This window comes from Morococcus cerebrosus (assembly GCF_022749515.1).
In the GTDB taxonomy this organism is placed as follows: Bacteria; Pseudomonadota; Gammaproteobacteria; order Burkholderiales; family Neisseriaceae; genus Neisseria; species Neisseria cerebrosa.
In genome coordinates this window covers 2330519-2356444 of record NZ_CP094242.1, presented here as the reverse complement: position 1 = coordinate 2356444, position 25926 = coordinate 2330519, and the positions used below count along the sequence as shown (strand labels likewise).

General features: G+C 53.1%; 25 protein-coding genes. All 25 read left to right on the top strand.

The genetic code is table 11. The annotated features are described in order from the left end of the window. The 25 genes from nuoH to MON37_RS11025 all read left to right on the top strand — a co-directional run bounded on the left by nuoH (nt 1) and on the right by MON37_RS11025 (nt 25831). Nucleotides 1-1077 (top strand): NADH-quinone oxidoreductase subunit NuoH, encoded by a 1077-nt coding sequence (gene nuoH, locus MON37_RS11145; RefSeq protein ID WP_039404290.1) that lies wholly within the window; start codon nt 1-3, stop codon nt 1075-1077. A gap of 79 nt (nt 1078-1156) precedes the next feature. After that, nucleotides 1157-1636: an NADH-quinone oxidoreductase subunit NuoI gene (gene nuoI, locus MON37_RS11140; RefSeq protein ID WP_002216341.1), complete on the top strand. Its 480-nt coding sequence runs from the start codon at nt 1157-1159 to the stop codon at nt 1634-1636. A gap of 11 nt (nt 1637-1647) precedes the next feature. Continuing rightward, complete coding sequence (locus MON37_RS11135; protein WP_039404433.1) at nt 1648-2319, top strand: NADH-quinone oxidoreductase subunit J; 672 nt, start codon at nt 1648-1650, stop codon at nt 2317-2319. Further along, nucleotides 2316-2621 (top strand): NADH-quinone oxidoreductase subunit NuoK, encoded by a 306-nt coding sequence (nuoK, locus tag MON37_RS11130; protein WP_002215628.1) that lies wholly within the window; start codon nt 2316-2318, stop codon nt 2619-2621. The genes MON37_RS11135 and nuoK overlap by 4 nt, the downstream gene beginning before the upstream one ends. Nucleotides 2622-2626: 5 nt before the next feature. Continuing rightward, complete coding sequence (locus MON37_RS11125) at nt 2627-3163, top strand: hypothetical protein (RefSeq protein ID WP_039404474.1); 537 nt, start codon at nt 2627-2629, stop codon at nt 3161-3163. 177 nt (nt 3164-3340) lie between these two features. Further along, entirely contained in the window at nt 3341-5365 is a 2025-nt protein-coding gene (gene nuoL / locus MON37_RS11120; protein WP_039404477.1) for an NADH-quinone oxidoreductase subunit L, read from the top strand. 197 nt (nt 5366-5562) lie between these two features. Further along, entirely contained in the window at nt 5563-5868 is a 306-nt protein-coding gene (locus MON37_RS11115; protein ID WP_039404480.1) for a chorismate mutase, read from the top strand. Between the two features lie 224 nt (nt 5869-6092). Continuing rightward, nucleotides 6093-6413, top strand: a complete 321-nt coding sequence (locus MON37_RS11110) for a cupin domain-containing protein (RefSeq protein WP_039404483.1) — start codon at nt 6093-6095, stop codon at nt 6411-6413. 103 nt (nt 6414-6516) lie between these two features. Continuing rightward, nucleotides 6517-7689 carry an AAA family ATPase gene (locus MON37_RS11105; RefSeq protein ID WP_039404486.1) on the top strand — a complete coding sequence of 391 codons (1173 nt, stop codon included), beginning with the start codon at nt 6517-6519 and terminating at the stop codon, nt 7687-7689. Then, entirely contained in the window at nt 7689-8150 is a 462-nt protein-coding gene (locus MON37_RS11100) for a type II toxin-antitoxin system VapC family toxin (RefSeq protein WP_039404489.1), read from the top strand. Before MON37_RS11105 ends, MON37_RS11100 begins: the two co-directional genes overlap by 1 nt. Before the next feature lie 108 nt (nt 8151-8258). Next, nucleotides 8259-9755 (top strand): NADH-quinone oxidoreductase subunit M, encoded by a 1497-nt coding sequence (locus MON37_RS11095; RefSeq protein ID WP_039404491.1) that lies wholly within the window; start codon nt 8259-8261, stop codon nt 9753-9755. Between the two features lie 9 nt (nt 9756-9764). Continuing rightward, nucleotides 9765-11240, top strand: a complete 1476-nt coding sequence (gene nuoN, locus MON37_RS11090; protein WP_039404494.1) for an NADH-quinone oxidoreductase subunit NuoN — start codon at nt 9765-9767, stop codon at nt 11238-11240. Nucleotides 11241-11368: 128 nt separating this feature from the next. Continuing rightward, a complete protein-coding gene (locus MON37_RS11085) occupies nt 11369-11668 on the top strand; it encodes a DUF2818 family protein (RefSeq protein ID WP_039404497.1) in 300 nt (99 codons plus the stop codon). 54 nt (nt 11669-11722) lie between these two features. Further along, a complete protein-coding gene (gene proB / locus MON37_RS11080) occupies nt 11723-12847 on the top strand; it encodes a glutamate 5-kinase (protein ID WP_039404500.1) in 1125 nt (374 codons plus the stop codon). Nucleotides 12848-13383: 536 nt separating this feature from the next. Then, nucleotides 13384-14667, top strand: coding sequence for an FAD-binding domain-containing protein (locus tag MON37_RS11075; RefSeq protein ID WP_039404503.1), 1284 nt, complete (start codon nt 13384-13386; stop codon nt 14665-14667). A 122-nt stretch (nt 14668-14789) separates the two neighbouring features. Then, nucleotides 14790-15935 (top strand): FUSC family protein, encoded by a 1146-nt coding sequence (locus MON37_RS11070; RefSeq protein WP_039404506.1) that lies wholly within the window; start codon nt 14790-14792, stop codon nt 15933-15935. Between the two features lie 54 nt (nt 15936-15989). Next, nucleotides 15990-16439, top strand: a complete 450-nt coding sequence (locus MON37_RS11065; RefSeq protein WP_016686900.1) for a CopD family copper resistance protein — start codon at nt 15990-15992, stop codon at nt 16437-16439. Nucleotides 16440-16519: 80 nt separating this feature from the next. After that, on the top strand, nt 16520-17488 hold the full coding sequence (locus tag MON37_RS11060; protein ID WP_039404510.1) for a TerC family protein: 969 nt from the start codon (nt 16520-16522) through the stop codon (nt 17486-17488). 256 nt (nt 17489-17744) lie between these two features. Continuing rightward, a complete protein-coding gene (frr, locus tag MON37_RS11055; RefSeq protein WP_003758927.1) occupies nt 17745-18302 on the top strand; it encodes a ribosome recycling factor in 558 nt (185 codons plus the stop codon). Between the two features lie 57 nt (nt 18303-18359). Beyond that, nucleotides 18360-19106 carry an isoprenyl transferase gene (locus MON37_RS11050; RefSeq protein WP_003758925.1) on the top strand — a complete coding sequence of 249 codons (747 nt, stop codon included), beginning with the start codon at nt 18360-18362 and terminating at the stop codon, nt 19104-19106. A gap of 2 nt (nt 19107-19108) precedes the next feature. After that, nucleotides 19109-19903, top strand: a complete 795-nt coding sequence (locus MON37_RS11045; protein ID WP_039404517.1) for a phosphatidate cytidylyltransferase — start codon at nt 19109-19111, stop codon at nt 19901-19903. A gap of 121 nt (nt 19904-20024) precedes the next feature. Next, a complete protein-coding gene (gene ispC / locus MON37_RS11040; protein WP_039404520.1) occupies nt 20025-21209 on the top strand; it encodes a 1-deoxy-D-xylulose-5-phosphate reductoisomerase in 1185 nt (394 codons plus the stop codon). A gap of 211 nt (nt 21210-21420) precedes the next feature. After that, nucleotides 21421-22761 carry an RIP metalloprotease RseP gene (gene rseP / locus MON37_RS11035; protein ID WP_039404523.1) on the top strand — a complete coding sequence of 447 codons (1341 nt, stop codon included), beginning with the start codon at nt 21421-21423 and terminating at the stop codon, nt 22759-22761. Nucleotides 22762-22765: 4 nt separating this feature from the next. Beyond that, a complete protein-coding gene (gene bamA, locus MON37_RS11030) occupies nt 22766-25165 on the top strand; it encodes an outer membrane protein assembly factor BamA (RefSeq protein ID WP_003758915.1) in 2400 nt (799 codons plus the stop codon). 162 nt (nt 25166-25327) lie between these two features. Continuing rightward, nucleotides 25328-25831, top strand: coding sequence for an OmpH/Skp family outer membrane protein (locus MON37_RS11025; protein ID WP_372338583.1), 504 nt, complete (start codon nt 25328-25330; stop codon nt 25829-25831). The last annotated feature ends 95 nt before the right edge of the window (nt 25832-25926 follow it).

Sequence of the window (25926 nt, the reverse complement as noted above, 5' to 3'; positions counted from 1 at the left end):
ATGCAGGAATGGTTCCAAAACCTCTTTGCCGCAACGCTCGGTCTGGGCGATTTGGGCATCACCGTGGGCTTGGTGGTGTCCGTCATCGTCAAAATCGTGATTATCCTGATTCCGCTGATTCTAACCGTCGCCTACCTGACTTATTTCGAACGTAAAGTCATCGGCTTTATGCAGCTTCGCGTCGGTCCGAACGTAACCGGTCCGTGGGGTCTGATTCAGCCGTTTGCCGACGTGTTCAAACTCTTGTTTAAAGAAGTTACCCGTCCGAAGCTGTCAAACAAAGCCCTGTTCTACATCGGTCCGATTATGTCGCTCGCCCCGTCTTTCGCGGCATGGGCAGTGATTCCGTTCAACGAAGAATGGGTGCTGACCAATATCAATATCGGCCTTTTGTACATCCTGATGATTACCTCGCTGTCGGTTTACGGCGTGATCATCGCGGGCTGGGCTTCCAACTCCAAATATTCGTTCTTGGGCGCAATGCGTGCTTCCGCACAAAGCATTTCTTACGAGATTGCCATGAGTGCCGCGCTGGTGTGCGTCGTGATGGTGTCGGGCAGCATGAACTTCTCCGACATCGTTGCCGCGCAGGCAAAAGGCATCGCGGGCGGTTCTGTGTTCTCGTGGAACTGGCTGCCGCTGTTCCCCATCTTCATCGTCTATCTGATTTCCGCCGTTGCCGAAACCAACCGCGCGCCGTTTGACGTGGCAGAGGGTGAGTCTGAAATCGTTGCCGGCCACCACGTCGAATATTCCGGCTTCGCGTTCGCGCTGTTCTTCCTCGCCGAATACATTTTCATGATCCTGATTGCTGCGCTGACATCGCTGATGTTCCTCGGCGGCTGGCTGTCCCCCTTCCCGCAAAGCTGGGGCATTATCGGCACGCCTTCCGCATTCTGGATGTTCGTGAAAATGGCGGCTGTGCTGTACTGGTATCTGTGGATTCGTGCAACCTTCCCACGCTACCGCTACGACCAAATCATGCGTTTGGGCTGGAAAGTGCTGATTCCCATCGGCTTCGCCTATATCGTGATTTTGGGTGTGTGGATGATTTCGCCGCTGAATTTGTGGAAATAAGTTTCAGACGACGTATCAAGGTCGTCTGAAAACGCAGTTTTGAATATTTAACGGAATCCCTGTTTTGAGGGAACAGAATATGGCTAATTTAGTAAAAACTTTCTTGCTCGGCGAACTCGTCAAAGGCATGGGCGTAACGCTCAAAAACTTTTTCGCCCGCAAAGACACGATTTATTTCCCCGAAGAGAAAACGCCGCAGTCTGTGCGTTTCCGCGGTCTGCACGCGCAGCGGCGGTATCCGAACGGTGAGGAACGCTGCATCGCGTGTAAATTGTGCGAGGCGGTGTGTCCGGCAATGGCGATCAACATCGAATCTGAAGAACGCGAAGACGGCACGCGCCGCACCAAGCGTTACGACATCGACCTGACCAAGTGTATCTTCTGCGGCTTCTGCGAAGAAGCCTGTCCGACCGATGCGATTGTGGAAACCCATATTTTTGAATACCACGGCGAGAAAAAAGGCGACTTGCACATGACCAAGCCGATCCTCTTGGCAATCGGCGACAAATACGAAGCCGAAATCGCCAAGCGCAAAGCCGCTGACGCGCCGTACCGCTAAGGAGCAGACGAATGACTTTTTCCGCGATTCTGTTCTATATCCTTGCCGCCATCGTCCTATACGGTGCGCTGCGTACCGTTACTGCGAAAAACCCTGTCCATGCCGCTTTGCATCTGGTGCTGACCTTCTGCGTGAGCGCGATGATTTGGATGCTGATGCAGGCGGAGTTTTTGGGCGTTACGCTGGTGGTCGTGTATGTCGGCGCAGTGATGGTGCTGTTCCTGTTCGTCGTGATGATGCTGAATATCGACATCGAGGAAATGCGCGCCGGTTTCTGGCGTCATGCGCCTGTTGCCGGTGTGGTCGGTACGCTGTTGGCGGTTGCGCTGATTCTGATTCTGGTCAACCCGAAAACCGACCTTGCCGCATTTGGTTTGATGAAAGACATTCCTGCGGATTACAACAACATCCGCGATTTGGGCAGCCGTATTTATACCGACTACCTGCTGCCGTTTGAGCTGGCGGCGGTATTGCTGCTGTTGGGTATGGTGGCGGCGATTGCGCTGGTTCACCGTAAAACCACCAATCCGAAACGCATGGATCCTGCCGACCAAGTTAAAGTGCGCGCCGACCAAGGCCGTATGCGCTTGGTGAAAATGGAAGCCGTGAAACCGCAAACCGAATCTGCGGAAGAAAACGAAGTTTCAGACGACCTCAAGCCGAAAGAGGAGGGCAAAGCATGATTACCTTGACGCATTATTTGGTATTGGGCGCGCTCCTGTTCGGTATCAGCGCGATGGGCATCTTTATGAACCGCAAAAACGTGCTGGTCTTGCTGATGTCGATCGAGCTGATGCTTTTGGCGGTAAACTTCAACTTTATCGCCTTCTCGCAGCATCTGGGCGATACCGCCGGACAGATTTTCGTATTCTTCGTATTGACCGTCGCTGCTGCCGAATCCGCCATCGGTTTGGCGATTATGGTGCTAGTGTACCGCAACCGACAAACGATTAATGTTGCCGATTTGGACGAATTGAAAGGGTAGGGCGGATGCCGTCTGAACAAACCGATCAAGCGAATATCGAGCAATGGGTGTTTAAGCCGCGTTCGCTTTTAGTTTTGTGCTGGGTTGCTGTCCCGTTTTTCCTGACGACTTGGCTGGTGTGGTTTGCGTTTGCATGGGCGGGGCGGTTGGGCTGGCTGTTTGGCTTATTGTCGGTTTTGTGTGCGGGTATCGGGATTGCCGGATGGAAGATGTGGCAAAATTCGCGCCGCAATACGGGCAGAGTTCGGGAATTCATACGTTTGGACGAAGACGGTTTGTCTTATTGCATACACGGCTGTGGGGCGGGAAAGGTGAAATACGCATGGATACGCTCTGTGTATCAAGTTCATACAAGAGGCTGTCAAGGCATTGCGGTGGAATACCGTAGACCTGAAACAGGCGTGGTTTTGGATACAATAATGCTGACTGACCTTGACCGCTTGGACTTGGGCAGGAACGGTTTCAAATTGGCAGATCCCCACGACATCATCACTAAAGCGATTAGGGCGCGTTGCCAAGACAGGCAGCTTTATCGGATTTGAATGCTGTCGCACGGTTTGGCTGAAAATCTGAAGCCTGTAAAGAAGAAAATTTAAGGTTGGACAACCTGCCTTATGGCGTGAGGTCGTCTGAAAACCAAGACAAAGTAGATTGGTCGGATTAGGGAATCCGACCGACAAAACAAACATAGATTTTTAAATCAAAAAGGTTCATCCAAAATGAACGACATGACTTTATATCTCATCATTGCCCTCGTGCCTTTGGCAGGCTCGCTGATTGCGGGTTTGTTCGGCAATAAAATCGGACGTGCCGGCGCGCATACGGTTACGATACTCGGCGTGGCGGTGTCCGCCGTGCTGTCGGCTTATGTGCTGTGGGGCTTTATCGACGGCAGCCGCGCCAAGTTTGACGAGAATGTCTATACTTGGCTGACGATGGGCGGTTTGGATTTTTCCGTCGGCTTCTTGGTCGATACGATGACGGCGATGATGATGGTCGTGGTTACCGGCGTATCGCTGATGGTACATATCTATACCATCGGCTATATGCACGATGAAAAAGTCGGCTACCAACGCTTCTTCAGCTACATTTCTTTGTTTACATTCAGCATGTTGATGCTGATTATGAGCAACAACTTCATCCAGCTCTTCTTCGGCTGGGAAGCGGTGGGCTTGGTGTCGTATCTCTTGATCGGTTTCTATTTCAAACGTCCGAGCGCGATTTTTGCCAACTTGAAAGCCTTTTTGATCAACCGCGTCGGCGACTTCGGCTTTTTGCTCGGTATCGGCTTGGTGCTTGCTTATTTTGGCGGCAGCCTGCGCTATCAGGACGTATTCGCCTATCTGCCCAACGTACAAAATGCCACTATCCAGCTCTTCCCCGGTGTGGAATGGTCGTTGATTACCGTAACCTGTTTGCTATTGTTTGTGGGCGCGATGGGTAAATCGGCGCAGTTCCCGCTGCATGTCTGGCTGCCCGATTCGATGGAAGGCCCGACGCCGATTTCTGCGTTGATTCACGCCGCGACGATGGTTACGGCGGGTCTGTTTATGGTGTCGCGTATGTCGCCGATTTACGAAATGAGCAGCACCGCGCTGTCGGTCATTATGGTGATTGGTGCGATTACTGCTCTGTTTATGGGCTTCTTGGGCGTGATTCAAAACGACATCAAACGCGTGGTTGCGTATTCCACCCTGTCGCAACTGGGCTATATGACCGTGGCTCTGGGCGCGTCCGCCTATTCCGTGGCGATGTTCCACGTCATGACCCACGCCTTCTTTAAAGCCTTGCTGTTCTTGGCGGCGGGTAGCGCGATTATCGGTATGCACCACGACCAAGACATGCGCCACATGGGCAATCTGAAAAAATACATGCCGATTACTTGGCTGACCATGCTGATCGGTAACTTGTCGCTAATTGGTACGCCGTTCTTCTCCGGTTTCTACTCCAAAGATTCGATTATTGAAGCGGCGAAATACAGCACCCTGCCGGGCAGCGGATTTGCCTATTTCGCTGTCCTCGCCAGTGTGTTCGTTACCGCGTTTTACGCGTTCCGCCAATACTTTATGGTGTTCCACGGCGAAGAAAAATGGCGCAGCCTGCCTGAGCATCATGACGATCATCATGGCGAAGAGCATCACGGCTTGGGCAAAAACGACAATCCGCACGAAAGCCCTCTGGTCGTTACTCTGCCGCTGATTCTGCTTGCGATTCCGTCCGTCATCATCGGCTACATCGCCATCGAACCCATGCTCTACGGCGATTTCTTCAAAGACGTGATTTTCGTCAACGCCGACGCGCATCCGACCATGCACATCATGAAGGAAGAGTTCCACGGCGCATTGGCGATGGTGTCGCACAGCCTGCATTCGCCCGTCCTCTATCTCGCTACCGCAGGCGTATTGAGCGCATGGCTTTTGTACGTCAAACTGCCACACCTGCCCGCCAAAATCGCGCAGGCGTTCCGTCCGGTTTACGTTTTGTTTGAAAACAAATACTACCTCGACGCCTTGTATTTCAACGTCTTCGCCAAAGGCACGCGCGCATTGGGCAACTTCTTCTGGAAAGTCGGCGATACCGCCATTATCGACAACGGCATCGTCAACGGCACCGCCAAACTGGTCGGCGCGATTGCCGCTCAGATACGCAAAGTCCAAACCGGCTTTATCTACACCTACGCCGCTGCTATGGTGTTCGGCGTATTGGTCCTGCTCGGCATGACTTTCTGGGGATTGTTCAGATAAAGGCGGGGGTTCAGACGACCTGTTCATAATTGGTGTAGAGGTCGTCTGAAAACAAACATTCAAGTTGTAGGTCGGATACTTGTATCCGACATGAAAAAGAAAATAGTACAGCGTGTCGGGTTCATCGGGATTGTTCAGGTAAAAATGAGATTTTCAGACGACGTTTAGGTCGTCTGAAAAAGGAAACACGAGAAACAATGGTTAAAGACAAATTACCGCAAACCCTAGACGAAGTCCGTGAAGCCATCGACGGTTTGGACAAGGAATTAATAGAATTGCTCGCCCGCCGGCAGAAGCTGGTACGGCAGGCAGGCCGTCTGAAACCTAAAAACGATATGCAGGCGGTTTCCGCGCCCGAACGGGTGGCGCAAGTGATTGCCTCGCGCCGCGCCTATGCCGAAAAGGCTGGTTTGTCGCCCGAAGTAGCCGAAGCAGTTTGGCGCAGTATGATTGATGCGTTCATTAAACTGGAGATGGAAACCAACCGTACCGACGGGGCGTAGCCAACATTTCGGTCATAATTGATTTACTTGGATAGATACGGAATTTGCCGACCGTCGTCATTCCCGCGCAGGCGGGAATCCAGACCTATCGGCGTATAAACCTGTCAAGGAAAAAGGCTTCCTAAAATCTACGTTCTGGATTCCCGCCTGCGCGGGAATGACGGGATTTAATAAACAGTTGTATCGACAGGTTTATCTAGATACAGAATCAAAGAGGCGCGAAAATGCCCGACACGCACACGATCCGCTCCGCCGAATTTACTGCTTCCCGCGAATGGGGCGCACTCGACATCGCCAATATGAACGGCACTACCGTGCGCCTGCACTGGACGGACCAGCCCTACAAATGGCACGTCAACGACGGCGAGGAAGTGTTTGCCGTGATGGACGGCGAAGTCGATATGCACTACCGAGAAAACGGCGAAGAACACATTGTTCGGTTGAAAAGCGGCGACATCTTCTACGCAGGAATCGGCACGGAACACGTCACCCATCCGTGCGGCGAAGCGCGGATTTTGGTGATCGAGAAAGAAGGCAGCGTTTGAGGTCGTCTGAAAAGAAGGTTTCAGGCGGCAACAGATTAGAGTTTCAGACGACATCTGACATTTCAGATAATCAGGCCGTCTGAAAAATAGAAGGGCAGATAATATGGATAAACGACTGTTTGACGGTACGGTTCGTTTTGAGCATGTAACCGGTGTCGGCACGATGCAGGTAGATTTCCAACCCAATCAGCGTGTTTATACGATGATTGGCGAGAATGGTGTGGGTAAGACCAAATTTTTGGAATGTTTGTTTACAGTATTGCTGTTTACCTATTTCACGGCAAAAAAAGAGGGGGGATGGGTAAATTTGGATGTGATGCCTTGGAAAAAGGTTTTATTACCTATTGGGGCTGAAGATTTACAACGATTTTCGACAGGCAGTAATAATGGATTCAGCTTTCGGCATGAAATTTTGTTTTCAGGGTATCAGCACCAACTTCCCTTGGTTTATTTGGCGGCACAAAATAGAGGGGGCATAACAAGAGCAGAATTTTCCAGTCAGCCACTGGGAGATTTTAAGGAACGTGCAAATCGATATTTCAAGAAATTGTTTTCTGTTTTTGAAAGTGATTATAGCGCACCCCGAATCAAATCCTTAAATATGGATACCAATCTAGAAGAGTGGATTATTCAGCGGGCACAATCCGCCAATCCGTATCAGTCGAAAGAAGACAACCGTAAAATTGAAATCGATACTTTGCTGTCCTTGCTCAATAAAATCGACAACCGCATAGACCCCGAATTTTTGGAAATTTCAGGTAATAACCGTGTCTTTATCAAAATAGAAAATCAAAAGCGCGAACTTTCCGATTTATCCAGCGGTTTTACTTCTCTTTTGAAGATTATCCAATCTATTGTAGCGGGATACAGTTACTTTACCAACGAGCAGCAAATTGCCAATGTGCGCGGCGTGGTGCTGATTGACGAAATAGAAAGCCATTTGCACAACGAATGGCAGATCAAAATTGTACCGCTGCTGAAAAAATTGTTTCCGAACACAACGTTTTTCATTACCACGCATTCGTCTTTAGTCATCAGTCAGTTGGAGCAGGGAGAAGCCTACCGTTTGGTACGTAGCAAGGAGGACGGTGTGGTCTATGGCGAGATGATTGACTATCCAAGTAATGCTTCTTTTGTGGATTTGCTCAACGAAGCATTCGGCGTGGATTTGAATAAGAAGAAGATAGAACGCGTCCAAGAACGTGATCAAGAACAGGCAAAAAAAGCCTTATTGGAATTGGTACGTCAGGAATTGGGCGGATTAGGAGATAAATAATGACGGTTTATCTTTTAGATACCAATTACTTGGTTTATTTGGCGGATGATGACAGTGACGAAGAAAAGCGGAAAGCCGTATTGAGCGATATGGCGGAAAAGTTGCAACAGGATGACAATCGTTTTGTGATTACCCCGCTTATCCGTTATGAAGTTTTGCGCGGTGTGGATTGGGGAAAATCTGAAAAATTGTCTCGATTGACCGGTGTTTTGGCACAGTTTGAATCTTTGGACATTACACAGAATGTTTCTGATTTGGCAAGTAATCTGTACCGCTTTGATAAGTTTGAAGCCGAACGTGATAAGACGCCGAAGAATTTAGAAAAACGTAAATTCGATATGTTTCATTATGCGACTGCCAGTGTGAATAATTTAGAAATCTTATCCCACGATACCGATGTTAATAAGATTAAAGATTTACATGAAAGAATGAGGCTGGAAGATTCGGCAGAATTAGCTTGAGATAAATAGCAGAAGCCTGAACAGCCTTTTTCAGACGACCTCTTAAAACGTCGTCTGAAAAACCAACCCACACAACTATATTTTTATTTTAACCACAGGTTAACCACTATGTTTTCCAACTACCTACTCAGCTTGGCAATATGGATACCCATCGCTGCGGGCGTGCTGGTTTTGGCGACGGGGCCGGACAGCCGTGCGCCACTTGCCCGCGTGCTCGCTTTAATCGGTGCGCTTGCCGGTTTCTTGGTAACGCTGCCCTTGTTTACGGGTTTCGACCGTTTGAGCGGCGGCTATCAGTTTACCGAGTTCCACGAGTGGATTCCGCTTTTGCGGATCAACTACTCGTTGGGGGTGGACGGTATTTCGGTGCTGTTTGTCATTCTGAACGCGTTTATCACGTTGATGGTGGTGCTGGCGGGTTGGGAAGTGATTCAGAAGCGTCCGGCGCAGTATATGGCGGCGTTTTTAATCATGTCGGGCCTGATTAACGGCGCGTTTTCGGCGCGGGATGCCCTGCTGTTTTATGTGTTCTTCGAGGGTATGCTGATTCCGCTGTACCTGATTATCGGCGTATGGGGCGGTCCGCGCCGCGTGTATGCGTCGGTGAAGCTGTTTCTCTATACGCTGATGGGTTCGTTGCTGATGCTGGTGGCGATTGTGTATCTGTCTTACCAAGTCGGCGGCTTTTCGATTGAGGATTTCCAAAACATCAAACAGATTCCGCTGGGCGTGCAACAGCTTTTGTTTGTGGCGTTTTTCCTGTCGTTTGCGGTGAAAGTGCCGATGTTCCCCGTGCACACTTGGTTGCCGGATGCCCACGTTGAGGCGCCGACGGGCGGTTCGATGGTGTTGGCGGCGATTACGCTGAAATTGGGCGCATACGGCTTTTTGCGCTTCATCCTGCCGATTCTGCCCGACGCGTCGCGCTATTTCGCGCCGGTCATCATTGTGTTGAGCCTGATTGCGGTGGTGTATATCGGTATGGTCGCGCTGGTGCAGACCGATATGAAAAAACTGGTGGCGTATTCGTCCATCAGCCATATGGGTTTTGTTACCTTGGGGATGTTCTTGTTCATTAACGGCCAGTTGAACGACTGGGCGTTGAAAGGCGCGGTCATTCAGATGATTTCGCACGGTTTCGTGTCGGCGGCGATGTTTATGTGTATCGGCGTGATGTACGACCGCCTGCACACGCGCAATATCGCCGATTACGGCGGCGTGGTGAACGTGATGCCCAAGTTTGCGGCGTTTATGATGCTGTTTGCGATGGCGAACGCGGGTCTGCCGGCGACTTCGGGCTTCGTGGGCGAGTTTATGGTGATTATGGGCGCGGTCAAAGTGAATTTCTGGGTAGGCGCGCTGGCGGCGCTGACGCTGATTTACGGCGCGTCTTACACGCTGTGGATGTATAAGCGCGTGATTTTCGGCGCGGTCGGCAATCCGCACGTTGCCGATATGAAAGACATCAACTGCCGCGAATTTGCGATTCTGGCGATTTTGGCGGTTGCGGTATTGGGTATGGGCCTGTATCCGCAGGCATTTATCGAAGTGGTGCATCAGGCGGCAAACGATTTGATTGCCCATGTGGCGCAAAGCAAGATTTGAGGTGTGCGAATGAACTTGATTGATTTGAACTTAATGCCTGCCATGCCCGAAATCGTGCTGTTTGCGCTGCTGATTGCCGTATTGCTGGCAGATTTGTGGATTAGCGATGAAAACCGCTATCTGACCCATCTGATGAGCTTGGGAACCGTCATTATCGTGGCGGTTACGCAACTGGCGGTGTGGGAGCAAGGCAGTACGTTGGCGTTTCACGGAATGTATATTGCCGACGGTATGTCGCGCCTGTCCAAGCTGGTGTTGTACGGACTGACCTTCGGGCTGTTTATTTACAGCAAGCCCTATAATCAGGCGCGCGGTATTTTTAAAGGCGAGTTTTATACTCTGTCGTTGTTTGCCCTGTTAGGCATGAGCGTGATGGTGAGTGCGGCGCATTTCCTGACCGCCTATATCGGTTTGGAACTTTTGTCGCTGTCGCTTTATGCCATGATTGCGCTGCGCCGCGATTCCGGTCGCTCCGCCGAAGCCGCGCTCAAATATTTCGTCTTGGGCGCGCTGGCTTCCGGCCTGTTGCTCTACGGCATTTCGATGGTCTACGGCGCGACGGGTTCGCTCGAATTCGCCACTGTTTTGGCGTCGTCGTACAGCGAGCTTGCCAACGAATGGCTGTTGAAACTGGGGCTGGTGTTTATCGTCGTGGCGGTGGCGTTCAAACTGGGCGCGGTGCCGTTTCATATGTGGGTGCCCGACGTGTATCACGGCGCGCCGACATCCGTTGCCGCCTTTGTCGGTACGGCGCCGAAAATTGCCGCCGTCGTCTTTGCCTTCCGCATCTTGGTTACCGGTTTGGGAACGGTGCATCACGACTGGTCGCAGATGTTCGCCGTGTTGGCGGTGGCATCGCTTTTGATCGGTAACCTCGCCGCCATCATGCAGGCCAACATCAAACGTATGCTCGCCTATTCCACCATATCGCATATGGGCTTCATCCTGCTGGCGTTTATGGCGGGGGCGGTCGGTTTCGCGGCGGGTTTGTATTACGCCATTACTTACGCGCTGATGGCGGCGGTCGGTTTCGGCATATTGATGGTATTGTCCACCGACAATATTGAGTGCGAAGAAATCAAAGACTTGGCAGGTTTGAACCAACGCCATGCTTGGTTTGCCTTCCTGATGCTGTTGGCGATGTTCTCAATGGCGGGTATTCCGCCGCTGATGGGCTTTTACGCCAAATTCGGCGTGATTAAGGCTTTGTTGAGCGCATCGACCGCCCAAAACGCCGCCATGGCGGGCAGCACATACATCGTACTTGCCGTGTTCGCCGTGGTGATGTCGTTAATCGGCGCGTTCTACTACCTGCGCGTGGTCAAAGTGATGTATTTCGACGAATCTACCCATGACCAACCCGTCGGCAGCAACTATGCCGCCAAATTCTTCCTAAGCGTCAACGCGTTCCTGCTGATTTTGTGGGGCATCATGCCGCAAACGGTGATTGACTGGTGTGCTAGGGCTTTGGAAAACACCTTGTAAAGTGATGAACCGAAACGGCAGCCGTGTCAGAGGCTGCCGTTTTTGTTAAGATACGCAGCCCAAGATTGTTTTTTCAGACGACCTTTTGAATCAAAGAGGCCGTCTGAAAACAGAAAGACACATACATCATGACCGCATCCATGTACATCCTTTTGGTATTGGCACTCATCTTCGCCAATGCCCCCTTCGTTACCACCAAATTTTTCGGTGTATTCCAGCTCAAGCGCAAACATATCGGGCATCACCTCGTCGAATTGGCGGCAGGCTTCATCCTGACCGCGGTCCTCGCCTACATTCTCGAATCCCGCGCTGGCGCGGTTCAGCATCAAGACTGGGAATTTTACGCCACCGTAGTCTGCCTCTACCTGATATTCGCCTTCCCTTGTTTCGTATGGCGTTATTTCTGGCACGCGCGCAACCGCGAATAAGCTTTTCAGACGACCTCCCGCCTATCCCGCCACCCCGAACAAACGAGAAAAACCATGTCCCTGCAAAATCTCTCCAACATCCGCACCCTTGTCGTCAAAGTCGGCTCCAGCCTCGTTACCGCGGGCGGCAAAGGCATAGACCAAGCCGCACTCGACCGTTGGGCGGCACAAATCGCCGAACTGGGCAAACAAGGCGTGCAAACCGTCCTCGTTTCCAGCGGCGCCATCGCCGAAGGCATCAAACGGCTGGGCTGGAGCAAACGCCCCACCGCCATCAACGAGCTGCAAGCCGCCGCCGCCGTCGGGCAAACCGGCATCGCCCAAGCCTACGAAAACGCGTTCGCACCGCACGGCATCCGCACCGCCCAAATCCTGCTCACCCACGACGATTTGAGCAACCGCACCCGCTACCTCAACGCCCGCAGCACCTTGCAAACCCTGTTGTCCAAAGGCATCGTCCCCGTCATCAATGAAAACGACACCGTTACCACCGACGAAATCAAACTCGGCGACAACGACACCCTCGGTGCGCTCGTGACCAACCTCATCGAAGCCGACGCACTCGTCCTTCTGACCGACCAAAAAGGCCTGTACGACAGCGACCCGCGCAAAAATCCGCAAGCCAAACTGATTCCGACCATCGCAGCCGACCATCCCGACCTCGAAAGCATGGCGGGCGGTGCGGGCAGCAGCGTCGGCACCGGCGGCATGTACACCAAAGTCACCGCCGCCAAACGCGCCGCACTCAGCGGAGCCGCCACCGTCGTCGCATGGGGCGGCGAACCCGACGTCCTCGTCCGCCTCAAACAAGGCGAAAGCATAGGCACGCTCTTTACCAGCGCACACAGCCGCGTCGCCGCCCGCAAACAATGGCTGCTCGGACACGTCCAAACCGCCGGCAGCCTGACCGTCGATAGCGGCGCGGCAAAAGCCCTGACCGAACAGCACGCCAGCCTGCTGCCCGTCGGCTGCATCCGCACGGACGGACATTTCCACCGCGGCGAACTCGTCGCCATCCTCGATACCGACGGCAAAGAAATCGCCCGCGGCCTCACCAATTACAGCAGCGGCGAAACCGCCAAAATCCTGCAAACCCCGTCCGAGCGCATCGCCGAAAAATTAGGCTACGCCCACGAAGACGAACTCATCCACCGCGACAATATGGCGTCGCATTGGTAGGGAAGGGGAAAAGTAAATATATAAGGTCGTCTGAAACTCAAAAATGCGGTTTCAGACGACCTTTGGTTTGTTTGGGCAGACAAATTCAGATTGCAGGCCGGATATCCGTATTCGGTGGAGAGGTTGAGGTTTTCCCTGCTTCTTCACGACGATGAAATGTCGGCTTTGGAAATTCGATTTGCCGCTTCGAACCCGGTTAAAACGATAGTGGATGAACATTTAGCTAAATGACTTTATTTTCGATACGCAAATTATCGGTTTTCGTCATTCCCGCGCAGGCGAGAATCCATTTTTGAAACCCAGAAACTGTTTTTCAAATCAAGGTTTCTCAAGTTTCACGATGGATTCCCGCCTGCACGGGAATGACAGAATTTGATGGCATGCCGGATTTAAAGTTAAGTATGTTTGCTATAGCTGCGTTATTCCGAATCCACTTTATCTGTTATCTGCCTAAAGGCCGTCTGAAAACCGTCCGCCTTGTCCTCGCAAAATTTCTGCTAAAATCAAACGCCTTATCCCTTTCAGACGACATCGCCATGCAAGCACATACATTGGTCTGGTTCCGCCGCAACCTGCGCATACGCGACAACGCCGCGTTGTCCGCCGCCGTGAAGCGGGGATTGCCTGTGGCAGGCGTGTGGGTGGCTCAGGGGTCGTCTGAAATCCCCAATCCGCGTCAGGATTGGTTTCATTATCAGGCGGCAGCGGCTTTGCATAGATCGCTGGCGGCGCGCGGCGTGGCTTTGTATGTGGTGAACCGTGTGGAAGAATTGCCTGCTTTGGCGACGCGGTTGAATGTTCAGACCGTAATTGCAGACGAAGCCTATACGTCGCCTGAAATCGGGCAAGATAACCGCATTTGGCGGATTTTGGATGAACAAGGCGTTGCGTTCGAGCGTGTTAACGACCGTGCCATATTCGCCAAGGCAGAAATCATGGGCAGTCACGGCGCGCCTTACACCGACTTCCCGCATTATAAAGAAGCGTGGCTGGCTTTGTTTCGGCAGCGGTTCGGCGGGCAGGATGCGGGAGGCGGATGCGTTGAAATTTTTCAGACGGCCTCTGTTGAAATGCCGTCATTTCCTGCGTGGAACGGGCAGCAGGATATGGTTTCTGCGCAGCGCGGCGGAGAAGATGAAGCGGACAAACAATGGCGGCAGTTTGAAGAAAATATCGGGTTTTATCCGATTATGAAGGATTTCCCTGCCAGAAAAGGCACCAGCCGCTTGAGCGCGTATTTGAGCGCAGGTTGCATTTCGCCGCGCGTGTTGGCGACTGAAGCCGCAGGGCAGGGCGCAGATGCTTGGTTGGACAATTTGATACGGCGCGATTTCTATCAGCAGCTTGCTTACCACCGCGCCCGCATCGAGCCTGAATCTGCTGCCGTGTCTGCAACGTTTTCAGACGACCTGACGGAATGCTGGAGGCAAGGGAAAACAGGTTTCCCGCTCATCGATGCCGCCATGCGCAGCCTGAAATCGAGCGGCTGGCTGCATCCCGCCCTGCGCTCCCTGACGGCAGAATTTTTGTGCGGCATCCTGCATCAACCATCTGAACACGGCATTGTTTGGTTTGCCGAGCAACAAACCGATTTCGACCCCGCGCTGAACGTGGGCAACTGGCAAACCGCTGCCCGCAACGCCTGCCGGCATTCTATCGACATTATCCAAACCGCCCGCCGGCTTGATCCGGACGGCACATTCGTCCGCCGCCACATCCCCGAATTGGCGCACCTGCCTGTCAACCTCGTCCATACCCCGTGGCTCGCCTCGTCTGAAATTGACGCACACGGCTATCCGCTGCCCGTCGTCGCGCCTTAAAGGTCGTCTAAAAGCAGTATTGGGGGTTTCAGACGACCTTGCCTTCCATCCTGTCCGTATTGCCTGATTCCCGTTACAATACCGCCCGATAAACCCAAAAATCTCAACAAGATAGCCCAATCATGAACGCCTCACAACGCGAACGCTTCGTCAAACGCTGGCTCAACTCCTACGAACGCTACCGCTACCGCCGCCTCATACACGCCGTCCGGCTCGGACTGGCCGTACTGTTTGCCACCCTGCTCGCCAAACTCCTCCACCTCCAACACGGCGAATGGATAGGCATGACCGTATTCGTCGTACTCGGCATGCTCCAATTTCAAGGCGCGATTTACTCCAAAGCCGTCGAACGTATGCTCGGCACCGTCATCGGCTTGGGCGCGGGTTTGACCCTGTTGTGGCTCAACCAGCACTACTTCCACGGCGGCATTCTCTTTTACCTGACCGTTGGCACCGCCAGCGCAGCCGCAGGTTGGGCGGCGGTCGGCAAAAACGGCTACGTCCCCATGCTTGCCGGACTGACCATGTGCATGCTCATCGGCGACAACAGCAACAACTGGCTCGACAGCGGGCTTATGCGCGCCATGAACGTCCTGATCGGCGCCGCCATCGCCATTGTCGCCGCCAAACTCCTTCCCCTGCGCTCCACGCTCATGTGGCGGTTTATGCTTGCCGACAACCTGACCGAATGCGGCAAAATGATTGCCGAAATCAGCAACGGCAAACGCATGACCCGCGAGCGGCTGGAGCAAAACATGGTCAAAATGCGCCAAATCAACGCCCGCATGGTCAAAAGCCGCAGCCACCTCGCTGCTACATCAGGCGAAAGCCACATCAGCCCCGCCATGATGGAAGCCATGCAGCACGCCCACCGCAAAATCGTCAACACCACCGAGCTGCTCCTCACCACCGCCGCCAAGCTGCAAGCCCCTACCCTCAACGAACACGAAATCCGCCTGCTCGACCGCCATTTCAACCGCCTCCAACGCGACCTGCGCCTGACCGTCCGCCTCATCAAAGGCCACTACGCCCGCCGCATCCGCATCGACACCTCCATCAATCCCGAGCTGGGCAAACTCGCTGCCCGCCTCCATTACGAATGGCAAGGCTTCCTCTGGCTCAGCACCAATATGCGCAACGAAATCTCCGCACTCGTCATCCTCCTGCAACGCAGCCGCCGCAAGTGGCTGGACAAACACGAACTCCAACGCCTGCGTGAACACCTGCGCGAAACCCGCGAAGGCGATTTGGAAGAAGAGGTCGTCTGAAAACGTCCGACTGATGATACAATTTCACCCGAATATCCCACTTGGAACACGGTCATGAGTCTCTACGCCATCGCCCACATCATCCACCTCTATTGCGCCATCGCCTTTGTCGGCGGCGTATTTTTCGAAATGCTGGTTTTGTCCGTCATGCACACCGGCCGCGTCTCACGCGAATCGCGCCGAGAAGTCGAACGCGCCATGTCCTACCGCGCCGTCCGCGTTATGCCGCCCGTCGTCATTACGCTTTTCATCAGCGGCATCGTCATGGTATTCAACCGATACCTGCCCTTTTTGAGCCAACCCTTCGCCACCTCATTCGGTACGCTCCTTACCCTCAAAATCCTGTTGGCAGTCAGCGTCCTCGTCCATTTCGCTATCGCCGTCGTCAAAATGGCACGGCACACCCTGACCGTCGGCTGGTCCAAATACATCCACGCCGTCGTATTTTCCCATATGCTGTTTATCGTATTTTTCGCTAAAGCCATGTTTTACTTGTCTTGGTAAGCTGTTTTCAGACGACCTTTCCCCGACGGGTCGTCTGAAAAGCCACCATCCAACCACCTCATCACAAGGAATCCGAATACATGACCGAACACCCTTCCGTCGGCTCCCCCCTTTTCTACGGCGTGTTCTTCGCCGCCGTTTTCATCATGATCATCATCGACATGCTCTCGCTTAAAAAAAGCGGCGCGCATAAAGTCAGTGTCAAAGAAGCCGTCGCCTGGAGTTGCGTCTGGATCGCCGTATCCTGTGCCTTCGCAGGCTGGCTCTATTTCGAGCTGGCAGGCAACCCCCTTTACGGCGCCGTCGTTGCCAAAGAAAAAACCCTCGAATTTTTCACCGGCTACATCCTCGAAAAATCCCTTGCCGTTGACAACATCTTTGTTTTCCTGATGATTTTCGGTTACTTCAAAGTTTCCCCGAAATACCAGCACCGCGTCCTCCTTTACGGCGTGTTCGGCGCCATCGTCCTGCGCGCCCTCATGATTTTTATCGGCGCGGCACTGGTGCAGCGGTTCGAATGGATTCTCTACATTTTCGGCGCATTCCTCGTCTATACCGGCATCCATATGATGAAACCGGAATCCGAAGAAGAGGACCTCTCGCAAAACAAGATTTTGGGCTGGCTTAAAAAAGTCATCCCCGTCAGCCATCAGTTTGAAGGCGAAAAATTCTTTACTGTCGAAAACGGCAAGCGCATCGCCACCCCGCTTTTGCTCGTCCTCATCATGATAGAGTTGAGCGACGTCATCTTCGCCGTGGACAGCATTCCCGCCGTCTTCGCCGTAACCACCGACCCCTTCATCGTCCTCACCTCCAACATCTTCGCCATACTCGGGCTGCGTGCCATGTATTTCCTGCTTGCCGATGTCGCCGACCGTTTCATCTTCCTCAAATACGGCCTCGCCTTCGTCTTGAGCTTCATCGGCATCAAAATGCTGATTATGCACTGGGTGCACATCCCCATCTCCATTTCCCTCTCCGTCGTCTTCGGCGCACTGGGCGCATCCATCCTTACATCGCTGGTGTACACGCGTCAGCAGCAGAAATAAGTTTGGCGGATAAAGGAAGGTCGTCTGAAAGCGGAAAAACCGTTTTCAGACGACCTTTTTTGCTGATGCAGCCCTCTATACATCCTATTTGTAACGGCATTTAAATATCAGTTAAGAAACAAGGCCCAAAACCGCCCCTGCCTTGTCGGAATCGCCGAATGACGGTACTATGCGCAGTTAACAGCTTGATTTGCCGTTCGGATGGTCATGCGTCCGAGCGAGGTTTTAAATTCAGTATCTTATTTGAAAGCAGAAAATGATTAACGATATTCAAAAAACAGCGGAAAGCAAAATGCAGCGCTCGGTAGAAGTGCTGAAAGAGAATTTGGCGAAAGTGCGTACCGGCCGTGCGCATACCGGTCTGTTGGACCAAGTGGAAGTCGAATACTGGGGCAGCATGGTTCCGGTCAGCCAAGTTGCCAACGTGACGCTTCTGGACGCGCGTACCATCGGCGTGAAACCTTTTGAAAGCAATATGGCGGCCAAAGTCGAGAAAGCCATCCGCGATTCAAACTTGGGTCTGAACCCGGCAGCCGTCGGCGATTTGATCCGCGTGCCTATGCCTATGTTGACCGAAGAGCGCCGTAAAGATTTGATTAAAGTCGTACGCAGCGAAGCGGAAGAAGGACGCGTGTCCATCCGCAACGTGCGCCGCGATGCAAACGATCACATCAAAAAACTCTTGAAAGACAAAGAAATTTCCGAAGATGAAGCACGTCGCGGCGAAGAGGCGGTTCAAAAACTGACCGACAAATACATCGCCGAAGCCGACAAAACGCTGGCTGCCAAAGAAGAAGATTTGATGGCGATTTAAACCCTTGTCCGCGGCGTTTCAGACGACCTTTGAACCGCCGCGCTGCGAAAGGCAGATATGAAGAGCAGCACGCAGACCATTTTGGAACATACTTCGGTTCCGAAGCATATCGCCGTGATTATGGACGGCAACGGCCGTTGGGCGAAAAAGCGTTTCCTTCCCCGCGTGATGGGGCACAAACGCGGCTTGGACGCGTTGGAAAATATGGTGAAGCATTGCGCCAAACTGGGTGTGCAATATCTGACCGTGTTTGCCTTTTCGACTGAAAACTGGCGCCGCCCCGAAGACGAAGTGTCGTTCCTGATGGGGCTGTTTTTGCAGGCTTTGCAAAAACAGGTGCGCCGTCTGCACGAAAACAATATGCGCCTGAAGGTGTTGGGCAGCCGCGAACGCTTCAACCGGCAGATTCTGCAAGGCATCGAAGAAGCGGAAGCGTTGACGGCGAACAATACCGGCCTGACCCTGAGCATCGCCGCGGATTACGGCGGCCGCTGGGATATTTTGCAGGCGGCAAACAAACTGATTGCCGAAGGCGTATCCGAGATTACGGAAGATGCGCTGGCGAAACACTTGATGCTGGGCGATGCGCCGGAGCCGGATTTGTTCATCCGCACCGGCGGCGAAACGCGCATCAGCAATTTCCTGCTTTGGCAGATGGCGTATGCCGAACTTTATTTTACCGATACCCTGTGGCCCGATTTTGACAGCAAAGCCTTGGACGATGCTGTCGCCTCGTTCCAAAAACGCGAACGGCGCTTCGGCCGCACTTCGGAACAGCTGCCGGTAGAGCAGCAAAGGGGTTAAAAATGTTGAAACAACGGATTATCACGGCGCTGTGGATGCTGCCGTTGATGCTCGGTATGCTGTTTTACGCGCCGCAATGGCTGTGGGCGGCATTTTGCGGATTGATTTCCCTGGTTACGCTGTGGGAATACGCCCGCATGAGCGGATTGGAAAAACTGAAAACCAATCATTATCTCGCCGCGACGCTGGTGTTCGGCGTCATCGCCTACGCAGGCGGTTGGACGCTGCCGGATATCGTCTGGTACGCCGTTTTGGCGTTTTGGCTGGTCGTTATGCCTTTGTGGCTGAAATTCAAATGGAAATTGAACGGCGGCTGGCAGGCTTATACCGTCGGCTGGCTTTTGGTCATGCCGTTTTGGTTCGCACTCATGTCCCTGCGTCCTCATCCCGATTACGCCTTGTCGCTGCTCGCCGTGATGGGTTTGGTGTGGGTTGCCGATGTTTGCGCTTATTTCAGCGGCAAAGCGTTCGGCAAACACAAAATCGCACCGACCGTCAGCCCCAGCAAGAGCTGGGAAGGCGCAATCGGCGGCGCGATTTGCGTGGCAGTGTACATGACTGTGGTGTGGTGGGCTGGTTGGCTCACGTTTGACGCAGGCTGGTTCAATACCGTGTTAATCGGTTTGGTGTTGACTGTTGTCAGCGTATGCGGCGACCTGTTGGAAAGCTGGCTCAAACGCGCGGCGGGCATCAAAGACAGCAGCAATCTGCTGCCCGGACACGGCGGCGTGTTTGACCGCGTGGACAGCCTGATTGCCGTCATCAGCGTCTATGCCGCCTTTGAAAGCTTGTTCTGAAGCGGTTAAAAATCGTTGGAACACATCAAACACAATATCGAATAAGCGTTTTCAGACGACCTTTCCGACCTCAAGCCCAAAGGTCGTCTGAAATCCGAAAGCAGTACATAAAGAACGCACCATGACACCACAAGTCCTGACCATATTAGGCAGTACCGGCAGCATAGGCGAAAGCACGCTGGACGTTGTCTCCCGCCACCCCGAAAAATTCCGCGTATTTGCGCTGGCGGGGCATAAGCAGGTTGAGAAACTGGCGGTTCAATGCCGGACGTTCAGCCCCGAATATGCCGTCGTTGCCGATGCCGAACACGCCGCCCGGCTTGAAGCCCTGTTGAAACGCGACGGTGCGGCGACGCAGGTTTTACACGGCGCGCAGGCATTGGTTGATGTGGCGTCTGCCGACGAAGTCAGCGGTGTCATGTGCGCCATCGTCGGTGCGGCGGGGCTGCCTTCCGCGCTGGCGGCGGCGCAAAAAGGCAAAACTATTTATCTGGCGAACAAAGAGACGCTGGTGGTTTCCGGCGCGTTGTTTATGGAAACCGCCCGCGCAAACGGCGCGGCAGTGTTGCCCATCGACAGCGAACACAACGCCATTTTCCAAGTTTTGCCGCGCGATTACACAGGTCGTCTGAACGAACACGGCATCCGTTCGATTATCCTGACCGCTTCCGGCGGCCCGTTTCTGACGGCCGATTTAGGCACGTTCGACAGCATTACGCCCGCGCAAGCGGTCAAACACCCTAATTGGAGCATGGGGCGCAAAATCTCCGTCGATTCCGCCACCATGATGAACAAAGGTTTGGAGCTGATTGAAGCGCATTGGCTGTTCAACTGCCCGCCTGATAAACTCGAAGTCGTCATCCATCCGCAGTCCGTGATACACAGCATGGTGCGCTACCGCGACGGCTCCGTGCTGGCGCAACTGGGCAATCCCGATATGCGTACGCCCATCGCTTATTGTTTGGGCTTGCCCGAGCGCATCGATTCGGGTGTCGGCGATCTGGATTTCGACGCATTGTCTGCGTTGACCTTCCAAAAGCCCGACTTTGACCGCTTCCCTTGTCTGAAGCTTGCCTATGAAGCCATGAACGCGGGCGGAGCCGCACCCTGCGTCTTGAACGCCGCCAACGAAGCCGCCGTCGCCGCCTTCTTAGACGGACAGATTAAGTTTACCGACATTGCCAAAACCGTCGCCCACTGTCTCGCACAAAACTTTTCAGACGACCTCGGCAACATCGAAAACCTGCTGGCGCAAGACGCCGTTACCCGCAGACAGGCGCAGGAGTTTATCGCCGCATTGGGATAAAACGTGCCGCAACGATAAAAAATGACAGGTCGTCTGAAAACCCGCCCATCCGTCATGTGTGGCGGACAAAACGGCAGACTGACTTTATAATCGGCAAAATAACGCCAATAATATTTTCTACACATTGCGAATGCTTTTCAGACGACCCCTGCCTTGATACGTCGTCTGAAACATCGGCAACGTCAACCCATACCCAACCAGAGAGATTCTTTTGCAAACCCTTCTAGCTTTTATTTTCGCCATCCTGATTTTGGTCAGCCTGCACGAGTTCGGACACTACATCGTCGCCCGCTTATGCGGCGTCAAGGTTGTGCGCTTTTCCGTCGGCTTCGGCAAACCGTTTTTCAGCAGAAAGCGCGGCGATACCGAATGGTGTTTGGCACCCATCCCGTTGGGCGGCTATGTCAAAATGGTTGATACGCGCGAGGGGGAAGTGGCGCAGGCAGACCTTCCTTACGCCTTCGACAAGCAGCATCCCGCCAAACGCATCGCCATCGTCGCCGCAGGCCCGCTGACCAATCTCGCGCTGGCGGTTCTGCTTTACGGCTTGAGTTTTTCCTTCGGCGTTACCGAAATCCGCCCTTACGTCGGCATGGTCGAGCAAAATACCATTGCCGCCAAAGCCGGTTTTCAGCCCGGAGACAAAATTATTTCGGTTAACGGCGTTAACGTCGGCGAGTGGGAAAAAGCCCAGCAAGAAATCGTGTTGAACATCGAGTCAGGCAAGGTAAATGTTGCCGTTCAGACGACCTCGGGGCAAGAAACCATGCGGATTATCGATGCCGCCGGTACGCCTGAAGCAGGTAAAATTGCGAAAAACCAAGGCTATATCGGGTTGTCGCCTTTTAAAATCACCACCCATGTCGGCGAAGTGACAGAAAACAGCCCGGCTGAAAAAGCCGGTTTGAAAAAAGGCGACAAGCTGATCAGTGCCGACGGACAAGACATCGAGACTTGGCAGCAATGGGTGGAAATCGTACGCCAAAGCCCGGGCAAGAAAATCGAATTGATTTATGAGCGCGACGGTAAAACTTTTCAGACGACCATCCGCCCCGACAGTATCCAGCAACCCGACAGAACGCTGGTCGGCAGGGTAGGCTTCGGTCCTCAGGGCGACGAAGCGTGGACAAAAGAAATCAAGCGCGAATATAAGCCGTCTGTCGCAGAAGCATTTGCGATGGGCTGGGACAAAACCGTCAACAACGCTTGGATGACGGTAAAATTCTTCGGAAAACTGATTACAGGCAATGCCTCCCTGAACCATATTTCAGGCCCGCTGACCATTGCCGACGTCGCCGGAAAAACGGCGCAGCTGGGATTTCAAAGCTATTTGGAATTCCTCGCGTTGGTCAGCATTAGTTTAGGCGTGTTGAACTTGTTGCCCATCCCCGTATTGGACGGCGGGCATTTGGTGTTCTACACTGCCGAATGGATACGCGGAAAGCCCTTGAGCGAGCGCATACAGGCAATCGGCCTGCGCCTCGGACTGGCTGCCATGCTGTTCATGATGGCACTGGCTTTCTTTAATGACATCAACCGTTTGTTTGGATAATTTTATGAAATTGAAACAGATTGCTTCTGCTTTGATGGTATTGGGCATGTCGCCTTTGGCGTTTGCCGACTTCACCATTCAAGACATCCGCGTCGAAGGTTTGCAGCGCACCGAACCGAGTACGGTCTTCAACTACCTGCCCGTCAAAGTCGGCGACCAATTCAGCGACGCACGCAGCGAAGAAATCATCAAAAGTCTGTATGCGACCGGTTTTTTTGACGATGTCCGCGTAGAGACCATGGGCAATCAGGTCTTGCTGACTGTTATCGAACGCCCGACCATCAGCACGCTGAACATCACCGGCGCGAAAATGCTGCAAAACGATGTAATCAAGAAAAACCTTGAATCCTTCGGTTTGGCGCAATCCCAATACTTCAATCCGGCCACGCTGAGCCAGTCTGTCGCCAGCCTGAAGGAAGAATACAAAAGCCGCGGCAAACAGTCGGTCCAAATCACGCCGACCGTTACCAAACTCGCGCGTAACCGCGTTTCCATCGACATCGCCATTGATGAGGGTAAAACCACCAAGATTACCGACATCGAATTTGAAGGCAACAAAGTCTATTCCGACCGCAAGCTCATGAAACAAATGTCTTTGAGCGAAGGCGGCATGTGGACTTGGCTGACCAAGAGCAACCAGTTTAACGAGCAGAAATTCTCGCAAGACATGGAGCGCGTCAGCGAGTTCTACCAAAACAACGGCTATTTCAATTTCCGCATTCTGGATACCGACATCCAGACCAACGAAGACAAAACCAAACAAACCATCAAAATCACGGTTGACGAGGGCGAACGCTTCCGTTGGGGCGACGTGCGCATAGAAGGCGACACCCGCGAAGTGCCGAAAGAAGAGCTGCAAAAACTGCTGACCATGAAGAAGGGCAAATGGTACGAACGCGCCCAAATGGTCAAATCGCTCGAAGCCATTCAAAACCGCATGGGTACGGCAGGCTACGCGTTCAGCGAAGTCAACGTTCAGCCAGTGCCTAATGCCGAGACTCAAACTGTCGATTTCGTCCTGAATGTCGAACCCGGCCGCAAAATTTATGTGAACGAAATCAACATTACCGGCAACAACAAAACCCGTGATGAAGTCGTGCGCCGCGAATTGCGTCAGATGGAATCCGCGCCTTACGACACTTCCAAGCTGCAACGTTCCAAAGAGCGTGTCGAGCTGCTGGGCTACTTTGACAACGTACAATTCGATGCCGTACCGGTTGCCAATACGCCCGACCAAGTCGATTTGAACATGAGCGTGAACGAGCGTTCTACCGGTTCGCTGGATATGAGCGCGGGCTGGGTTCAGGATACCGGCTTGGTCATGTCTGTGGGCGTTTCCCAAGACAACCTGTTCGGTACGGGCAAATCCGTTTCCCTGCGCGCCTCACGCAGTAAAACCACGCTGAACGGCTCGCTGTCGTTTACCGATCCGTATTTCACACCCGACGGCGTGAGCCTCGGTTACGATATTTACGGCAAGTCTTACGACCCGCGTAAAGCCTCTTCCAGCGCGAAACAATATAAAACCACCACCGCAGGCGCGGGCGTGCGCATGGGCATCCCCGTTACCGAATACGACCGCGTCAATTTGGGTCTGGCGGCGGAACACCTGACCGTGAATACCTACAAAGGCGCGCCTAAACGTTATGCCGACTTTATCAACCAATATGGTAAAGGCACGGACGGCGTGGGCAGCTTCAAAGGCTGGCTGTACAAAGGTACGATCGGCTGGGGACGCAATAAAACCGACAGCGCCTTGTGGCCGACCCGCGGTTACATGACCGGCATCAACGGTGAAATCGCCCTGCCGGGCAGCGACCTGCAATACTACACACTGACCCACAATCAAACTTGGTTCTTCCCGCTGACCAAAGACTTTACCCTGATGCTCGGCGGCGAAGTCGGCGTCGGCAACGGTTACGGCAAAACCAAAACTATGCCGTTCTTTGAAAACTTCTACGGCGGCGGCTTAGGCTCCGTACGCGGTTACGAGAGCGGCACGCTGGGTCCGAAAGTTTATGACGAATACGGCGAGAAAATCAGCTACGGCGGCAACAAAAAAGCCAACGTTTCCGCCGAGTTGCTGTTCCCGATGCCGGGCATCAAAGACTCCCGCTCCGTCCGTCTGAGTCTGTTTGCCGACGCGGGCAGCGTATGGGATGGCAAAACTTATAACGACAGCAGCAGCAATACCTACTACACCAACAATGCCGCTCAAAACCCATACGGCTTAGGCAAGACCCACAAATCGACCTTCAAGGAAGAGTTGCGCTACTCCGCCGGTGCGGCAGTAACCTGGCTCTCGCCGCTGGGTCCGATGAAGTTCAGCTACGCCTACCCGATCAAGAAAAAAGACAGCGACGAAATCCAACGCTTCCAGTTCCAATTGGGTACCACATTCTGACGTAGGCAGAAAAAGGTCGTCTGAAAACTGACATCCCTATGCGGTCAAACGTTTTCAGACGACCTGAAGGAAAAGGGGCAGGGCATTCTGCCTCTTTTTAAAAACAAACCGTCATCCCGCTGATTGGCGGGATACAAAATCAAGGAAATCCAGATGAACATCATTGCCAACGCCTTCCGCCTCGGCGGCGCGGCTTTATTGGGCTTCGGGTTGATGAACCAAGCTGCGGCGGCGGAAGCCGTACAGAAAATCGGCTTTATCAATACCGAGCGCGTTTATCTTGAGTCCAAGCAGGCGCAACGCATTCAGACGACCTTGGAAAAAGAATTCCGCAGCCGTCAGGACGCTTTGCAGAAATTGCAGCAAGAGGGCGAGAAGCTCGAAAAATCCCTGTCCGAAGGCAAATTGCAGGGCAAAGAGCGTGAAGCTGCGGCAAAACGCTGGGGCGAGCTGGTTCAGCAGTTCCGCAAGAAACAGGCGGAGCTGGCAGAAGACTACAACCTGCGCCGCAACGAAGAATTTGCCGCCCTCCAGCAAAACGCCAACCGCATCATCGTCGATCTTGCCAAACGCGAAGGCTACGATGTCATTTTGCAGGACGTGATTTACGTCAACGCGCGTTACGACATTACCGACAGCGTGATTAAAGCCCTGAATACGCGTTAATCGGAAGGCTGAACGAGATACAGCAAACCTGTTTTCAGACGACCTCTTTCAAGCGAAGGGTCGTCTGAAAATCCAATAAACGATATAATTACCTG

Bases quoted from the DNA above. Each gene is read 5' to 3' on its own strand.
- nuoL (WP_039404477.1), top strand. From the start codon at position 3,341: ATGAACGACATGACTTTATATCTCATCATTGCCCTCGTGCCTTTGGCA.
- MON37_RS11115 (WP_039404480.1), top strand. From the start codon at position 5,563: ATGGTTAAAGACAAATTACCGCAAACCCTAGACGAAGTCCGTGAAGCC.
- nuoH (WP_039404290.1), top strand. From the start codon at position 1: ATGCAGGAATGGTTCCAAAACCTCTTTGCCGCAACGCTCGGTCTGGGC.
- nuoI (WP_002216341.1), top strand. From the start codon at position 1,157: ATGGCTAATTTAGTAAAAACTTTCTTGCTCGGCGAACTCGTCAAAGGC.
- MON37_RS11065 (WP_016686900.1), top strand. From the start codon at position 15,990: ATGAGTCTCTACGCCATCGCCCACATCATCCACCTCTATTGCGCCATC.
- MON37_RS11075 (WP_039404503.1), top strand. From the start codon at position 13,384: ATGCAAGCACATACATTGGTCTGGTTCCGCCGCAACCTGCGCATACGC.
- MON37_RS11110 (WP_039404483.1), top strand. From the start codon at position 6,093: ATGCCCGACACGCACACGATCCGCTCCGCCGAATTTACTGCTTCCCGC.
- MON37_RS11070 (WP_039404506.1), top strand. From the start codon at position 14,790: ATGAACGCCTCACAACGCGAACGCTTCGTCAAACGCTGGCTCAACTCC.
- MON37_RS11100 (WP_039404489.1), top strand. From the start codon at position 7,689: ATGACGGTTTATCTTTTAGATACCAATTACTTGGTTTATTTGGCGGAT.
- frr (WP_003758927.1), top strand. From the start codon at position 17,745: ATGATTAACGATATTCAAAAAACAGCGGAAAGCAAAATGCAGCGCTCG.
- ispC (WP_039404520.1), top strand. From the start codon at position 20,025: ATGACACCACAAGTCCTGACCATATTAGGCAGTACCGGCAGCATAGGC.
- MON37_RS11050 (WP_003758925.1), top strand. From the start codon at position 18,360: ATGAAGAGCAGCACGCAGACCATTTTGGAACATACTTCGGTTCCGAAG.
- MON37_RS11085 (WP_039404497.1), top strand. From the start codon at position 11,369: ATGACCGCATCCATGTACATCCTTTTGGTATTGGCACTCATCTTCGCC.
- MON37_RS11095 (WP_039404491.1), top strand. From the start codon at position 8,259: ATGTTTTCCAACTACCTACTCAGCTTGGCAATATGGATACCCATCGCT.
- bamA (WP_003758915.1), top strand. From the start codon at position 22,766: ATGAAATTGAAACAGATTGCTTCTGCTTTGATGGTATTGGGCATGTCG.
- MON37_RS11105 (WP_039404486.1), top strand. From the start codon at position 6,517: ATGGATAAACGACTGTTTGACGGTACGGTTCGTTTTGAGCATGTAACC.
- MON37_RS11045 (WP_039404517.1), top strand. From the start codon at position 19,109: ATGTTGAAACAACGGATTATCACGGCGCTGTGGATGCTGCCGTTGATG.
- proB (WP_039404500.1), top strand. From the start codon at position 11,723: ATGTCCCTGCAAAATCTCTCCAACATCCGCACCCTTGTCGTCAAAGTC.
- MON37_RS11060 (WP_039404510.1), top strand. From the start codon at position 16,520: ATGACCGAACACCCTTCCGTCGGCTCCCCCCTTTTCTACGGCGTGTTC.
- MON37_RS11125 (WP_039404474.1), top strand. From the start codon at position 2,627: ATGCCGTCTGAACAAACCGATCAAGCGAATATCGAGCAATGGGTGTTT.
- MON37_RS11135 (WP_039404433.1), top strand. From the start codon at position 1,648: ATGACTTTTTCCGCGATTCTGTTCTATATCCTTGCCGCCATCGTCCTA.
- nuoN (WP_039404494.1), top strand. From the start codon at position 9,765: ATGAACTTGATTGATTTGAACTTAATGCCTGCCATGCCCGAAATCGTG.
- nuoK (WP_002215628.1), top strand. From the start codon at position 2,316: ATGATTACCTTGACGCATTATTTGGTATTGGGCGCGCTCCTGTTCGGT.